This window comes from Catenulispora sp. GP43, from assembly GCF_041260665.1.
Classification (GTDB): domain Bacteria; phylum Actinomycetota; class Actinomycetes; order Streptomycetales; family Catenulisporaceae; genus Catenulispora.
Map to the genome: position 1 here is coordinate 32,721 of NZ_JBGCCT010000001.1, position 14,331 is coordinate 47,051.

At 68.2% G+C, this 14,331-nt stretch carries 14 protein-coding genes and 2 pseudogenes; 4 read left to right on the forward strand and 12 right to left on the reverse strand.

The features are described 5' to 3' along the window. From ABH926_RS00145 to ABH926_RS00195, 11 genes are all read right to left on the reverse strand, one after another. On the reverse strand, window positions 1-921 hold the full coding sequence (locus ABH926_RS00145; protein WP_370363144.1) for a glycosyltransferase family 2 protein: 921 nt from the start codon (window positions 919-921) through the stop codon (window positions 1-3). Between the two features lie 186 nt (window positions 922-1,107). Then, window positions 1,108-2,124, reverse strand: coding sequence for a Gfo/Idh/MocA family oxidoreductase (locus ABH926_RS00150; protein ID WP_370363145.1), 1,017 nt, complete (start codon window positions 2,122-2,124; stop codon window positions 1,108-1,110). Next, entirely contained in the window at window positions 2,121-3,224 is a 1,104-nt protein-coding gene (locus tag ABH926_RS00155) for a DegT/DnrJ/EryC1/StrS family aminotransferase (RefSeq protein WP_370363146.1), read from the reverse strand. The genes ABH926_RS00150 and ABH926_RS00155 overlap by 4 nt, the downstream gene beginning before the upstream one ends. Further along, entirely contained in the window at window positions 3,221-3,841 is a 621-nt protein-coding gene (locus ABH926_RS00160) for an acyltransferase (protein ID WP_370363147.1), read from the reverse strand. Before ABH926_RS00160 ends, ABH926_RS00155 begins: the two co-directional genes overlap by 4 nt. Window positions 3,842-3,923: 82 nt before the next feature. Next, the gene (locus ABH926_RS00165; RefSeq protein ID WP_370363148.1) at window positions 3,924-5,021 is read right to left on the reverse strand and encodes a glycosyltransferase; all 1,098 of its coding nucleotides are present in this window, start codon (window positions 5,019-5,021) and stop codon (window positions 3,924-3,926) included. 7 nt (window positions 5,022-5,028) lie between these two features. Further along, the gene (locus ABH926_RS00170; RefSeq protein ID WP_370363149.1) at window positions 5,029-5,997 is read right to left on the reverse strand and encodes an ABC transporter ATP-binding protein; all 969 of its coding nucleotides are present in this window, start codon (window positions 5,995-5,997) and stop codon (window positions 5,029-5,031) included. Continuing rightward, a complete protein-coding gene (locus ABH926_RS00175; protein ID WP_370363150.1) occupies window positions 5,975-6,943 on the reverse strand; it encodes an ABC transporter permease in 969 nt (322 codons plus the stop codon). The genes ABH926_RS00170 and ABH926_RS00175 overlap by 23 nt, the downstream gene beginning before the upstream one ends. Window positions 6,944-7,056: 113 nt before the next feature. After that, window positions 7,057-8,574, reverse strand: a complete 1,518-nt coding sequence (locus tag ABH926_RS00180) for a glycosyltransferase family 4 protein (RefSeq protein WP_370363151.1) — start codon at window positions 8,572-8,574, stop codon at window positions 7,057-7,059. Window positions 8,575-8,641: 67 nt separating this feature from the next. Continuing rightward, the gene (locus ABH926_RS00185) at window positions 8,642-10,183 is read right to left on the reverse strand and encodes a glycosyltransferase family 39 protein (protein ID WP_370363152.1); all 1,542 of its coding nucleotides are present in this window, start codon (window positions 10,181-10,183) and stop codon (window positions 8,642-8,644) included. A gap of 144 nt (window positions 10,184-10,327) precedes the next feature. Continuing rightward, the gene (locus ABH926_RS00190) at window positions 10,328-10,696 is read right to left on the reverse strand and encodes a hypothetical protein (RefSeq protein ID WP_370363153.1); all 369 of its coding nucleotides are present in this window, start codon (window positions 10,694-10,696) and stop codon (window positions 10,328-10,330) included. An 18-nt stretch (window positions 10,697-10,714) separates the two neighbouring features. Next, the gene (locus ABH926_RS00195; protein WP_370363154.1) at window positions 10,715-10,879 is read right to left on the reverse strand and encodes a hypothetical protein; all 165 of its coding nucleotides are present in this window, start codon (window positions 10,877-10,879) and stop codon (window positions 10,715-10,717) included. Window positions 10,880-11,148: 269 nt separating this feature from the next. Between ABH926_RS00195 and ABH926_RS00200 the strand changes: the two genes are divergently transcribed. After that, the gene (locus ABH926_RS00200) at window positions 11,149-12,093 is read left to right on the forward strand and encodes a LuxR C-terminal-related transcriptional regulator (RefSeq protein ID WP_370363155.1); all 945 of its coding nucleotides are present in this window, start codon (window positions 11,149-11,151) and stop codon (window positions 12,091-12,093) included. Window positions 12,094-12,146: 53 nt separating this feature from the next. Here ABH926_RS00200 and ABH926_RS00205 read toward each other — a convergent pair whose 3' ends face one another. Beyond that, a complete protein-coding gene (locus ABH926_RS00205; protein ID WP_370363156.1) occupies window positions 12,147-12,314 on the reverse strand; it encodes a hypothetical protein in 168 nt (55 codons plus the stop codon). Between the two features lie 354 nt (window positions 12,315-12,668). Between ABH926_RS00205 and ABH926_RS00210 the strand changes: the two are divergent. From ABH926_RS00210 to ABH926_RS00220, 3 genes and pseudogenes are all read left to right on the forward strand, one after another. Then, a pseudogene (locus ABH926_RS00210) lies at window positions 12,669-13,127 on the forward strand (transposase); the annotation flags it as partial. Between the two features lie 37 nt (window positions 13,128-13,164). Further along, on the forward strand, window positions 13,165-13,302 hold the full coding sequence (locus ABH926_RS00215) for a hypothetical protein (RefSeq protein WP_370363157.1): 138 nt from the start codon (window positions 13,165-13,167) through the stop codon (window positions 13,300-13,302). A 693-nt stretch (window positions 13,303-13,995) separates the two neighbouring features. After that, window positions 13,996-14,103 (forward strand): annotated as a pseudogene (locus ABH926_RS00220) (IS5/IS1182 family transposase); the annotation flags it as partial. Window positions 14,104-14,331 lie beyond the last annotated feature (228 nt).

Below are 14,331 nucleotides of genomic sequence, written 5' to 3' on the forward strand. Positions count from 1 at the left end.
TCACTCCGGCCGCGACCGCACGATCAGGTCGGCGAGCAACGCCATCGAGGCGATGATCAGCCCGCTGAGCAACAACAAAGCTGTGTTCTGCGCGAACCGGACCGGGTGCACCACCAAGTCGAACACCGCCTTCACAACGCCGATCCCGATCAGCCACAGTGCCGGCGGCATCAGGACCTTCAGCGGGTTGAAGTACATCACCATCCGCAGCACCTGCAGGATGTACCGGTAGGCGTCGGTCACGAACCGGAACTTCGACTTGCCGGCCCGCTTCGCGTAGTCGATCGGCATGTACACCACGGGATGCTGGTTGGACATGAACGCCAACGTGATCGTGGTGACACAGGAGAACCCGGGCGGCAGCAGCCGCAGATACGGCAACGCCACCTCACGCCGCATCGCCCGCAGCCCCGAGTTCAAGTCCGGGATCTTCTGGTTGGTCAGCTTCTCCGCGATCTTGCGGATCACCCACTTGGCCGGGATCCGCAACAACCGGTGCGACCCCATCTCGGCCTTGCGAGCACCCACCACCTGATCTATGTCCGCATCGAAATCGAGCATCTCCACCAACTCGGGGATCCGCTCGTTCGGATACGACATGTCGGCATCGGTCCACACCACGATGTCGCCCCGGGCCATCTTCGACCCGATCCGCCGCACCGTCCCGGCCCCGCCGTTCCGGTTGAAGGCCACCACCTTCACCGACGGATACTCGATCTCCGCCTTGCGCAACACCTCCAGTGTCCCGTCGGTCGAGGCGTCGTCGATCGCCAGCACCTCGTACGGGTAGTCCATGGCGTCCAACGCCGCACAGATCCGCTGGATCTCCAGCAGAACGTGCGCCTCCTCGTTGAAACACGGCAGAACCACACTGACATGCGGTGGAGGCTGCTCGTTCTCCAAGGATCCAGCCCCTTTCATCAGGCATGGTGCGGACTCGTCCCGAGTCGGGAGATCACAGTCTCCGTGACGACTCTTAGAGTTTCGTGAAGGTCGTCAAACTCAGGTAAAGAACGCGTGAAGGGCCCCCGGAATCCGGTTACCCGGATTCGGGGGCCCTGATCACTCGGCGTCCTCAGCAGGTCAACGGCCTGTTCCGGACACGGCTCACAGCTCCACGGTCGCGCCCTTCGCGGCCGAGTCCAGCGCGGCCTCGGCCACCCGCACGACCTGCAGGCCCTGGCGCATGCTCACGATGCGGTCGCGGCCGCCCTCGACGTCCAGGACCGCGTCGCGGAACGCCTCGAGCTCGGTGCGCAGGGGTTCGGGCTTCGGGATCGCGAAGCGCACCATGTCGCCCTCGGACACGCCGCGGAAGGCCTGCATCGCCTCCCAGGTGGGGATCGTCGGGGCCGAGGCGTTCGCGTAGAACGTCAGGTCGGCGGCCAGCGTGTCGGCGACGAAGCAGCCCTTCTCGCCGGTGACGATCGTCACCCGCTCCTTCATCGGCGACAGCCAGTTCACCAGGTGGTTGACCACGGTGCCGTCGGCCAGCCGGCCGGTCATCGCGATCAGGTCCTCGTGCTCGCGGCCCGAGCGGTAGGCGGTGTGGGCCGAGATCGAGGTGTAGGTCTGGCGGGTCACCCAGGCCGTGGAGTCGATGTCGTGGGTGGCCAGGTCCTTCACCACGCCGACGTCGGCGATCCGGTTCGGGAACGGGCCCTGGCGCCGGGTGACGACCTGGAAGACCTCGCCGAGCTCGCCGTGCTCCAGCCGCTTGCGCAGGTTCTGCAGCGAGGGGTTGAAGCGCTCGATGTGGCCGACCGCGCCGACCAGGCCGGCCCGCTCGAAGGTCTCGGTCAGCTGCGTCGCGGACTCCACGTCCGGCGCTAAAGGCTTCTCGATCAGCGTGTGGATGCCGGCCTCGGCCAGCGCCAGGCCGGTCTCGGCGTGGAACACCGTCGGCACCGCGACCACGGCGAAGTCGATGCCCGCCGCGATCAGCTCCTCGACGCCGCCGAGCACCGGGCGGCCGCCGGCCGCGCCGTGCTGGTCGCCGCCGGGGTCGGCGACCGCGACCAGCTCCACGCCGTCCAGCGAACCCAGCACCCGCGCGTGGTGCCGGCCCATCATGCCCAGACCGATCAGGCCCGCGCGCAGCTTCTTACCCTCAGCCCCGCTCACAGCGCGTTCACCCCGGCCACGATCCGCTCCAACTCCTCGGACGCCAGGGTCGGCATCACCGGCAACGACAGCGCCTCAGCCGCGGCCTTCTCCGTCTCGACCAGATCACCGGACACCCGCGACAGGACATCAGGACGCTGGAAGGACGGCAGCCGGTGAATCGGGATCGGGTAGTACATCCCGGTGCCGATGCCGCGCTCCTTCAGACGCTCGGCCAGACCGTCGCGACCGCCCTCGACCTCGTCGGTGACGCGGATCGTGTACTGGTGGTAGACGTGCTCGGCGCCCGCGGCGACCGGCGGCACGCCGACGCCCTGCAGATGAGTGTCGAAGTACTTGGCGTTCTCCTGGCGCTGCTTGGTCCAGCCGGCCAGCTTGGCCAGCTGCACCCGGCCGACCGCCGCGTGCACGCTGGACAGCCGGTTGTTCAGGCCGATGACCTCGTTCTTGTAACGCTCCTCCATGCCCTGGTTGCGCAGCAGGCGGACCTGCCGCGCGACCTCGGCGTCGGGGGTGACCACGATGCCGCCCTCGATGGAGTGGATGTTCTTGGTCGGGTACAGGCTGATGCACGCGGCGTCGCCGAAGGTGCTGATCGCCTTGCCGTCCAGGGACGCGCCGACCGCCTGGGCCGAGTCCTCGATGACCTTCAGACCGTGCTTGCGGGCGATCTCCATGATCGCGCCCATCGCCGCCGGGTGCCCGTACAGGTGCACCGGCATGATGGCCACGGTCTTGTCGGTGATCGCGGCCTCGATCGCGGCCGGGTCGATGTTGAACGAGTCGCGCTCGATGTCCACGAACACCGGCACCGCGCCGACGATCGCCACCGAGTTCGCGGTCGCGGCGAAGGAGAACGAGGGCATGATGACCTCGTCGCCCGGCTTGACGCCCAGCGCCAGCACCGACAGGTGCAGCGCCGAGGTGCCGGAGTTCACGGCCACACAGTGCAGGCCGTCAACCAGCTGCGAGAACTCGTTCTCGAAGGCCTCGACCTCCGGTCCCGAGGCGACCTGCCCGGTCCGCATGACGCGCACCACGGCCTCGATCTCATCCTCGCCGGTCACCGGACGGGCCGGGGGAATGAACGGGAGCGTCATGCCTTCTCCTTCAACACGCCGTCGATCTCAACGTACTCGGATCCGTCCTTGGGACAGACGAACAATCCGTCGCCGCGGTCCTCCAGCGGCTCGCCGGCCTTGCCGACCCAGCGCAGGCGCTTCGCCGGGACGCCCGCGACGAGCGCGAAGTCCGGGACGTCCTTGTTCACCACGGAGCCGGCCGCGACCAGGGCCCAGCGGCCGATGGTCACCGGGGCGATGCACACCGAGCGCGCGCCGACCGAGGCGCCCTCGCGCAGCGTGACGCCGACCGGGGTCCAGTCGTGGGCGGACTTGGGCGTGCCGTCGGCGTTGACCGCGCGCGGGTAGTGGTCGTTGGTGAGGACCACCGCCGGGCCGATGAACACGCCGGGCTCCAGCACCGCCGGCTCGTAGACCAGCGCGTGGTTCTGGATCTTGCAGTTGTCGCCGACCGGCACGTCCGGGCCGATGTAGGCGCCGCGCCCGATCACGACGTTGCGGCCGACCTTGGCGCCCTCGCGCACCTGGGCCAGGTGCCAGACGCTGGTGCCCTCGCCGATCTCCGCGCGGTCGTCCACGTCGGCGCTGGGCAGGATCCGCACGCCTTCCCGGCCACCCTGCTTCTGTTCAGTCACTCTCGGTTCTCCGGGGTCGATCGCGCGGTGCCGGGTCGCGGCCCGCTCGGCCGTGGGCTCGGCGGCCCATTGCGTTGTGGCTTCAGTGCTTGGCCAGCCCGCGGATCTGCTCCGCGAGCGTGTCGTACGGCGAGGCTCCGGTGAGGTGCTCCGAGGCCCACTTGCGGGCGTTGCGGCGCGCCTTCTCGAGCTCCTCGTAGTCCTCCGACCACCGCCGCAGCGTAACCGACGCGGCGGCGGGGTCCGCCACCACCTCGCCCGCCCCGGACTCGGTGACCAGCTCGGCCATCCGCGGCAGCGGCGTGGCCACCACGGCCAGACCGACGGCCAGGTACTCGTACAGCTTGCTCGGCACCGCCTCGCGGAAGGCCGGGGTGTCGTCCAGGAGCACGAGCCCGGCCCACGCCCCGTCGGCCAGCGCCCAGGCCTTCTGAGGGTCCAGACGCCCGTGGAACCGGATCCGGTTGCGCACCTGCTCGCTGGAGGTCGCGTGCCAGGTGTCCAGCCAGGCCTGGTCGCCCGGCTGGACCGGGCCGACCACGTCGAGCTCCCAGGTGTAGGTGCCCTCCACCGCGGCCAGCATCGCCTGCAGGCCGCGCGAGCGCCGCACGTCGCCGATGTAGATGGCGCGCGGCACCGCGGTGTCCGGGTCGCCGGGGGCCGGCAGGAAGGAGAAGTCCGGGAGGTTCTTCACCACCAGGCGCTCGCGGCCCTTCATCGGCGGCACGTGGTCGTCGGCCACGACGGTGATGTTCGCGCGCTTGGTCCAGAACGTGCAGAACCGGACCGCGAAGGTGGCCAGGCTCTTCTTCCACGAGGCCCGGGCCCAGGCGCGGTCCTTGAGCAGCTTCAGGTAGTCCTCGTGGACGTCGGCCACGACCTTGCGGCCCTTGAACCAGCGCGCCAGCGTCGCGCCCGGCACCATGTCCGGGTCGACGGTCAGCAGGACCTTGCCGCGCGCCTTGAAGGGCAGCGTCAGGTCCGCCTTGAGGCGCTTCTTGGCCGAACGGGCGCCCAGCGTGCGCACCGCGCAGTCGGCCGGGCCGGCCTCGGGCGCCCCGAGGCCGACCACCTCGACGGCCAGGCCGGCCCGGCGCAGCGCGGCGGCCAGGCGGTGCAGCCTGGCGTCGGCGACGTCGTGCCCGCCGGTGATGATCGAGACGTCGATGGTGGGGGCCATGCCTTGCTCAGACGTCCTCTCCGATGGCCTTGTGCAGCGCTTCCTTGGTCTTCTCGGCCTTGGCCGCGAGCGCCTGGTCCTCCTGGGCCTCCTTGGCCTCGGCGGCGGCCTTCTTGCGGTCGGCGTCCTCGCGGTCCTTGCGCTGCTTCTCGATGTAGGCGTCGATGACCTCGTCCGGGTCGCCGGCCCCCACCAGGTTGCCGTGGTCCATCCAGATGCAGTGGTTGGACATGTGCCGGACCGTCTCCAGGCCGTGCGAGACCAGCACGATGGTGCGGGCGTTCTCGCACAGCTCCAGCATCTTCTCGGTGGCCTTCTCCTTGAACCGCGCGTCACCGGCGGACAGGGCCTCGTCCACGAGCAGGATGTCCGGGTCCATGTGCACGCCGACCGCGAAGGCCACGCGCGCGTACATGCCCGAGGAGTACGTCTTCATCGCCCGGTCGATCGCGCCCTCCGAGAGCGTGTCGAGGTCGGCGAAGTCGATGATCGCGTTCTCCTTCTCGCGGATCTGGTCCTTCGACCAGCCCTGCGCGAGCCCGCCCAGGACGATGTTCTCCCGGCCGGTGAGGTTCTGGTTGAAGCCGACGCCCAGGGCCAGCAGCGTGGACACCCGGCCGCGCACCTCCACGCGACCCTGCGTGGGGGGCAGGATCCCGGAGAGCGCACGCAGCAGCGTGGACTTGCCGGCGCCGTTGTGGCCGATGACGCCCAGCACGGTGCCGTGCGGCACCTCGAAGGAGACGCCGTTGACCGCCTTGATGACCTTCTGCTCGACCTTCTGGCGCTTGGCCTTGCGGATCAGCGCGGCCTTCAGGGTCGGGTTGGCCTCGGCCTTGGTGCGGTAGTACAGGTGGAGGTCCTCGACCTTGATGGCCAGGCGCTTCTCCTGCTGCTTCTCGATGACCTTGGTCTGCTCCGCCACGGGGGCGGTCTCCACGGTCTCGACGGTTTCAGAGGCGGACAGCGAACTCACGCTCCCTCGACATGAAGTACCAGGCGCCGACGACCAGCGCGACGGTGGCGCACACGGCGCCGACAAGGAGCTCCGACAACTGCGGGGCGTAAGAGGCTCCGTGGGCGAACGGTCGCGGGCCGTTGCCGACCAGCACCGTGTTCCAGGAGTTGATGATCGGCGAGAAGGGATCCCACTTGTACACGGCCTCGATCGCGTGCGGCAGCTTCCCGGCCGCGACCTCGGACTTCACGTAGCTCAAGGAGAACAGCACCGGGGTGATGTACATCCAGATGCGCAGCACGTAGGGCAGCAGCGTCGACATGTCGCGGAAGTACAGCGTCACCGCCGCGAACAGCAGCCCCAGCCCGAAGCTGAAGACCGTCTGGATGATGAAGATCGGGATGATCCACAGGATGTTCACCGTGACGCTGTGATGCACGCCGATGTAGAAGCAGGCGTAAACCAACAGCGTCGGGAAGTACGTCAGCATCGCCGTGAACGTCGTCGACAGCGGCAGCAGTATCTTCGGGAACGACATGTTGATGATCATCTTGCCGCCGCCGGTGATCGAGCTGGCGGCGAACTGGATCACGTTGCGTGTGTAGAAGAACGCGAACAGACCGGTCAAAAGTCCGACGAAATGGTTCATCGCGCTGGTGCCGGCGCCGCTCTGCCCGCCCAGCACGCTGGTCAGCAGGAAGTACACCAGCGCCAGCAGCATCGGGTTCAGCACCAGCCAGAACTGGCCGAAGAAGCTGTCGAAGTGCTGGCCCTTCAGGGTCGAGGACGCCATGTGGGTGGCGAACTGACGCCGGGCCCACACGTCCCGGAAATACGGGCCCAGCTTGGGCAGCGCGTATCGGTAGGGCTCGAAGACGTGAACCTGCTCGGCCGGGCGCGGGGGTTCGGGGGCCTTCGTACGGGTGTCCTCCAAGGATCCCGTCTCACTGGTGGCGGTCGCCACGCTCACACTCCACTTACTAGGTTGCGCCTGAATGGGGGTCAGGGTCGTGCTGTAGATCGGTCACACTATCGGGCAACGCTATGCAGTCCGCCGATGTCCCCGTGGTTTACACCCTAAGCGTTCGGCCCATCTGTCTCGCCGAACGCCCGGACCCCCGTCCGCGGTTCCGGTGCCCGCCCCAGCAGCCGCGTGTACACCCCGCCCAGTACCTCGGCCTGGCCCTCCCAGGAGTTGGCCGCCAGCAAGTCGTCAGTGTAACGGGACGCGTAGGCGGGCCGGTCGGCGAGCACCTTGGCGACCGCCTGAGCGTACTCGTGGGCGTCCTCGGCGGTGAAGACCTCGCCGTTGCCCAACTCGCGGGTGAAGTCCGCCATCGCCTGCACGTCGGAGACCACGATCGGCAGCTTGGCGTGCATGTACTCGTAGTACTTCGTGATCAGTGCCACCTCGTGGTTCGGGGTGTGCAGGATCGGGATCACGCCGATGTCCGCGGAGGCCAGGTACTGCGGGACCAGGTGCGGCGCCACGTAGCCGACCATGTGCAGCCGGTCGCCCACCCCGAGTTCCTCGGCCTGCTTCTGCAGCGCGCGGGTGAACTCGGTGTCGGCGCCGCGGACCACCGCCACGTGCACGTCCGGCAGCTCCGGCAGGCCCGCGACCATGGTCGCGATGCCGCGCATCGGCGAGACCGCGCCGGAGTAGACCAGCAGCGGGACGTCGTCGGCCAGGCCGCAGGCCTTGCGCAGGCTCGGTGCTTCCAGGTTCGGGGCTTCCAGGTTCGGGGCCTCGGCGGAGTCTGATTCGCCTGCTTTGTCCGCTTCGTCGCGCTCTTCGCCGGGCACGTGCAGCATCGGGGCGTTGGCCACGACGCCGGGCGTCTCGGTGAGGTGGTAGCGCTCCTGCAGCCACTGCGCGAGCAACGGGGAGACGGTGATGACGGCGTCGGCCTTGCGGACGTACTCGCCCTCCAGCCCGACGTAGGCCAGCCGCCGCTGCTCCGGCATGGAGACGCCGGCCACGAACTCGTGGGCGTCGTAGAGCACCTTCGGCCGCTTGCCCTTGCGGCCCAGCTTGTCGGCCACCCGCACGGCGATGCCGGGGGTGTGCATGTCGTGGGCGTGGATGAGGTCCGGCTCGAACTCCTCGATCAGCGCCGACCAGCTCGACTCCAGCCACAGCAGGTGCCGGGCCGTGCGCCGCCAGTCACCGTCCCGGAAGTAGACCTTCCAGAGCATCTCCTTGGCGCGGTGCTTCATGCTGCCGTCGCCGGTGCCGGGCTCCTTGATCCGCTGCACGATGCGGCGCCGCGTCTTGTAGTCGAGCGACGACGCGAACGACAGCGCCCGGAAGGGCATCAACCGCAGGCTCGGCGCCCCGCCGTCCTTCAGCGGCCACTGCGCGATCTGCCACTTGTTGTGCAGCCCGGTGCGCACGACCTGCGCCGCGCCGATGTAGGCCGGGTCCGATGGACGCCCCTTGCGGTTCGGCTCGTAGCCGAGCAGGAGGACGTCGTAGCCGGCCTCCGCGGCGCTGTAGGCGGCTTTCTGCACCCGCGAGTCCAGGCGGACGTCGTTGGCGACGAGCATCGCCACGCGTGGGCGCCGGGCACTGAGGCGGCGGTCGTTTGTCACATGGGAATGCTAGTGGGGTCCCGCCCCGGGAAGGGAAAGCCGCCGCTGCGCCGGACGGGTGACCCGGCTAACGCGCTGGCCGCGCGGCGGTCCCCGCCGTCTTCCGCGGCACGTAGACCTCGATCCACGAGCCGTCTGTGAATCGTGCTGCAAGTCGGTAACGGCTCATGATCTGCCGGTACGCCGCGGCCTCCCGGGGGTGGTCCGCCGGATCCGACAGGAAGCGGCCGGCGGCGTGCTCGGTCAGGATGAGGGCGCGGGCGTCCACGGTCGGCTTGTCCGCCGCGAAGGTGAGCGGGACCAGGCGATAGCGGGAAGGATCCAGCCACGGACCGTAACTCTCCACGGCCACCGGCTCGTGCCCGGGGACGTTCCGGACGACCCAGGCGGCGGCCTCGACCCGCGAGTGCTCGTCGAGCCGCGGATAGAGGCGCACCGCGACGGCCAGGGGGACGACCGCGGCTAGGACCGCGACGGCCGCGGCCGCCCGCGAGTATGTCCGCGGGACCACCGCCGGGAACACCGCCGGGACCGCCACGCCGGCGAGGACCGCGAGCGCCGGGGTCAGCTGGACGAGATTGCGGTCGAAGCGCACGGTCATCACGGCCAGGAGAAAGAACTGCGGAATCGCATAAGCGAAGCCGGTGATCAAGGTTCTGCGAATGAGGCCGGCCGTGCGGAACATCGCGACGGCCGCCACCGCGGCGGCGGCCAATAGCAAAGGTTGATCACGGAAGAGCGCGCTCAGGTAGTAGCCGGGCGCACCGCCCTGCGCGCCGACATGGCCGTCTTGATAATGGACGGCTTCGGCTCGCAATCCGTCGAGAACCGCGACGGGATGGGTGAGGATCCCCGGCGTGGTCAGCGCGAACACGGCCGCCGCGATGGCGGTGACTCCGGTGATTCTGATCATTCGCCTGCCGCGCTCGGCACGTAGTCCGGGCGCCAATAAATAGGCGACGACTACCGGAAGCACCGCGGCGACGAGGTACTTGGCGCCCAATGCGATCCCCACACCGAGTCCACAGAGGAGGTCCGCATAGCGCGCGCCACGAAGAACCCGGGTAGCGCCATACAAGGTAAGCGCTACAGCGAATCCCGCATATACGTCCGGAGTCGCGTAGGCGCTGTTGGCCGCCGCCAACGGGGACACCGCCACCGTGGCCGCGGCGACCGCAGCCGCGATGCGGGCCCAGCGTTCCGGCAGCTCTGACGCCTTAAGCACTTCCCGCACTGTGGCCCACACCAGAAGGCATGTAGCGACCGACACCAGGACCCCCACAAGCCGGATCGCCACGATGAAGGCACGGGAGTCCGTGTGCGCCACACCGAGGTTCTCGATCCGCATCGCTCCGTGCGTGGGTACGCGGATCCCCACTGCACGGAAGGTATCCGTCACCCCGACGATGACCCCATAGAGAAGGCCCGGGTAGCGATAGCTGTGCGCGTCCAATGTCCCGTCGGACGCCATGCGCAGCCCGACGGATACGTTCAGCGGCTCGTCGGAATTGCCGAGACCGGGTAGCGCCGCCACCACCAGCGGGACACGCAGCGCCAAGGCGAGGACGGCCACCGCCGCCGCCAACGGGTCGATCCTCCGCAACGCCATTCGCATGCTGGATCAACGATTGACCGGCATGGTCGGAAACGCGCTAATGGGATGTATAGGTCCAAAAAAGTATAAGAGGTGTGCCCCGCCGAAAGTTTCCGGTGGGGCACACCTCCGCAACCGACTGCGGGCCGGGCCGCACAGTCAGTTGTGCAACGGGCTCGCACTGTCCTCGAGAGCGTCGAGACCGCCCAGCAACTCGTATCCGTATGGGCCCTCGACCCAGTCCACACTCCAGTCCTCCAGCATCGGCGAGGTGGTCAGGGCGCGCCGCACCAATGCGGTCGCGGTGTCCCGCACCGAGTACGGGGCGTCCGGGTCGGAGGAGAGGTACAGGCCGGCCACCAGGCGGGCCGGGAAGACGCCGGCTTCGTCGACGACGACGTGGGCGTGCTCCAGGGCGCGTGGGGAGTCGCCGGAGACAGCCTGCAGGGCGTAGCGGAGGGTCGCCGCGGCCAGGCCGCGGTCCCCCGCGAAGCCGGCGCGCTGCACTGCCACCATGATCAGGTCCATTGCTCTTCCTTCTTCCGCTCAGATCCCCGGGACCCAGCAGCCGGCACAGTCGGGCGTGACGGCGGCCGCGGTGACGGTGGCGTGCGACGCGGGCGTTTGCTGCGCCACCGCCGGGACAACAGGTACCGCGACCAGCGCGGCGACGACCACGGAGCCCATGAGGACATGCTTGAAGCGAGACACGGCGAATCCATTCTTCGGGGTGGGTTTTGTGGGGCCCGATAAACAGAAGCGGGGGGCGGGCCGGTGCGCCGGGATCCGGCGCCGGTTCGAGTCTCGCCCGTGGCAGGCCCAGCGGGGAACGGTGCAGGCCCGTCCGCCTTAGGACAGGCCGGTCCCGGCCACAACCCTGTATCCGGAATCGTGCGGTATCCCCCTTGATCGCCAAGGGTCCGGCTGCGAGCATGGGTCCGGCAAAATGGAGGCCGGATATACCAAAAAGGGGGTGTGCCGTGCTTGGTTCGCTGGGACTGGATCCGCTAGCGCAAGCGGTCTACAGCGCGATGCTCGCCGACCCTTCAGTAGGTGTCCGCGAGCTGAAGGACCGGCTGGGCCAGGAAGAGGGACGGATCCGGGACACCCTGGACCGGCTCGTCGAGCTGGCTTTGCTGCGCCCCTCGCGCGAACAGCCCGGAGAGCTGTACCCGGTGTCCCTGGTGGCCGGAATGCAATTGCTGGTGCAGCGGCAGGAGGCGGAACTGGCCGCCGGCCGCGACGCCGTGGCCGCGGGCCGGGCGGCGGTGGCCGACCGCAAACTGGCCGAGCGGCTGTTCGGCCTGGACGCGGTGCAGGCCGAACTGGAGCAGCTCCTGGCCGGCGCGAGCGACGAGGTGCTCTCGATGGTCCCGGGCAGTGCGGTACCGGCCGCGACGCTGAAGGCGGCGGAGGCTCTCGACGAGGACATGACCCGCCGTGTCCGCTCCCGCATCCTCTACCACTCCACGGTCCGGCAGGACCCCACCACCATCGCCTACGGCAAGTGGATGGCCGAGCGCGGCAGCGAGATCCGCCTCTCCCCCGCCGTCACCCGCCGCCTGCTCATCGTGGACGGCAAGACCGCCGTCGTGCCGATCAAGCCGAACGAGGCCAGCGTGGGCGCGCTCTGTGTCCGCGAGCCCGGACTGATCGACCAGCTCACCGCACTGTTCGAACTGATCTGGATGGACGCCGTCCCACTCGGCATGCCCTCGGTCGCCGATTCCGGCGCCACACTGTCCCCCACCGACCGGCATCTGCTGCGCCTGCTCGCCGACGGCCTCACCGACGAGGCCGCGGCCAAGCGCCTGGGCATCTCGGCCCGCACGGTCCGGCGCATCATGGCCGACCTGATGGACCGGCTCGACGCCGAGAGCCGTTTCGAGGCCGGCGTCGAGGCCGCGCGCCGCGGCTGGCTGTGATTCCTCGCCATTGCGGATGGCAGATTGCCGACGGATGTCGGCTCCAGCACTACTCAGCGAATAACGTTGTGCACGAGGCAATCCCGCCAAGAACTGTCATCGTTCCTGGTGAAATTGGATTCAGTGTTGACCTGCCGCGGCGTACCGGCCGTGTTGTTGACGATCGTCACGTCCTGGAAGGACGCCCCGTCCCCGGCCAGGACGATCAGGTTGTCGGTCAACGCTCTGATTCACTCGACGGCGTTCTCTGCCCTCGAGGGCAGAGAACGCCGTCTCGGGTCCGATCCGGCTTGGAGAATGTTTGAGCGAACGCGATCGTGGACAGCCCCTGTCCCACAGTCTTCGCCCTGCAGAGCTCGATCACCCCCGGCGCGGCGGTCGCCCAAAATACGTTGCGGACAGCCGGAACCGGCGGCCTGGCCCAAACGTCAAAGTGGTGTAGGAAGGGCGGACGTTCGGCGTTGTGGGGCGCCGACGGACGCCGCGACACAGGCCGAGGCCCGGCTTCCCCAGTGGGGTGGGGGGCCGAGCCTCGGCACGTCCATCCCAGGTGGGAGCACATCGGGACGCCTACAGTGCGCCGGGCATGGACGGCGTTCCTGCGAAGGTTCGATATCGAGCACACCTTCAGGCTGCTGAAGCAAGCCCTGGGCTGGGCCGCCCCGAGGCTTCGTGACCCGGCCGCCGCCGATCGCTGGACCTGGATCACGATCGACGCCCACACCCAGCTTCGGCCTGGCCCGGCCACTCCCCTCCGACCTGCGCCGGCCGTGGGAGAAGCCGCTGGAGCCCGACCGTCTCACCCCGCCCGGGTCCGCTGCGGGTTTCGGAACCTCCGCGCGAAGATCCCGTCGCCAACCCGTGCGCCGAAACCGACACGCCCAGGCCCCGGACGGCCGCCCGGCTCCCACAACCGCCAGCGGGCCGCCGTCCACGACGTCGGCCGGGTCCTCGCCACCGGCGAGGCCTACAGCAGACCTGCTCATCATCAAAAGGGCACCAAGCCTGCCGAAAAGGTTCAACAGCGAGCTTAGTCGGAACCCTTCTGCCACTGGGCCCCACGTCTGCGCTGTGAACTTCCAGAAGATCACGCCCGATCAGCCAGAGATGCCTGCTGAGATCACCCCGGTGGCCCGCGCCCCGATCGAATTCGGAGTGGTCATCGGACTGCTCGACTTCGCCCGCTTCGCTCTGAATCCTTATGAATAGAACTCCAGACTCAGGGTCCCCTTAGCGGATTACGCCGCTTACGGATGTTGACCCCTGACTACCGCTGGCGCTTATGCTGTAGCCGCTTCCGGAGAGGCTGGCCCCGTGCGGGGCGGTATATGTCTTGCCGGGGCAGTAGTACGCCGTGTGCGCCGCAAGCGGCTGCTGCGTTGAGTTGTTGGCGAAGCCCAGGCAGAACCCGTAAATCGGATCCTGGTTATTGTTCTGGGAAGAGCTTGACGTAGTATTGACTTGCTGGGATGAACCGGTGGTGTTGTTGACAATCGTCACATCTTGATAAGAGGCTCCGTCGGATGCCAAGACTATGCACGTACGGGCATAGATTCCGACACTGTCTACGGTTTCCGTCGCCCCGCACGTCCAGTTACTGGGTTGACCCCCGTAGAGGTGGTATGCCTGGTAGCTGGGAGTGGTGGCGCTGACCGGCGTCGCCACAGCAACACCGAATGCTGTGATCGCACCGCTGACGGCGAGGGTAAAGAGGCGCTTTTTGACGAAGGCTCGCAATTGAATGGTCCAATCTGTGCGTTGTTGAATCTTTCAAGCGGCCAGCTTCATCCACATCGTCTCGAAACCGGGGCATGGCATCCATAGTGGAAACTATCCAGGCATTTCCAATAATCTGGTGGCACGGCGATATTGACTTTTGCGTGACAGGGTGCTGACATGGTCGGACAGATCGCCGCCAAGGGCGTGCCCGCGCCGATCCAGGTCGGCTGCCGCCGGCTGGTGGAGCGCTCGCAAGGCTGGATGAACGGCTACGGCAAGATCCGCCGCTGCTTCGCAGGCACCATCGATTCCCAATCAGTGCGCGGGGCGGAGACGCTGTAGCAACTGCCGAGCGCGGCTACGACGCCGGGAAGCACGTCCTGGTTACCGCGCAGGTGGGTCGCGGAGCGAACCCTGTCGTGGAACCACGACCGACCGCCTCGCACAGCAGTCGCGCGCTGTGCCGGGCACCGTGCCCGGCACAGCCATCACGTCACCGGGACGGCTCAGGCCGACTAC

Bases quoted from the DNA above. Each gene is read 5' to 3' on its own strand.
- ABH926_RS00165 (WP_370363148.1), bottom strand. From the start codon at position 5,021: ATGGCCCCCACCATCGACGTCTCGATCATCACCGGCGGGCACGACGTC.
- ABH926_RS00155 (WP_370363146.1), bottom strand. From the start codon at position 3,224: ATGACGCTCCCGTTCATTCCCCCGGCCCGTCCGGTGACCGGCGAGGAT.
- ABH926_RS00190 (WP_370363153.1), bottom strand. From the start codon at position 10,696: ATGGACCTGATCATGGTGGCAGTGCAGCGCGCCGGCTTCGCGGGGGAC.
- ABH926_RS00145 (WP_370363144.1), bottom strand. From the start codon at position 921: ATGAAAGGGGCTGGATCCTTGGAGAACGAGCAGCCTCCACCGCATGTC.
- ABH926_RS00185 (WP_370363152.1), bottom strand. From the start codon at position 10,183: ATGGCGTTGCGGAGGATCGACCCGTTGGCGGCGGCGGTGGCCGTCCTC.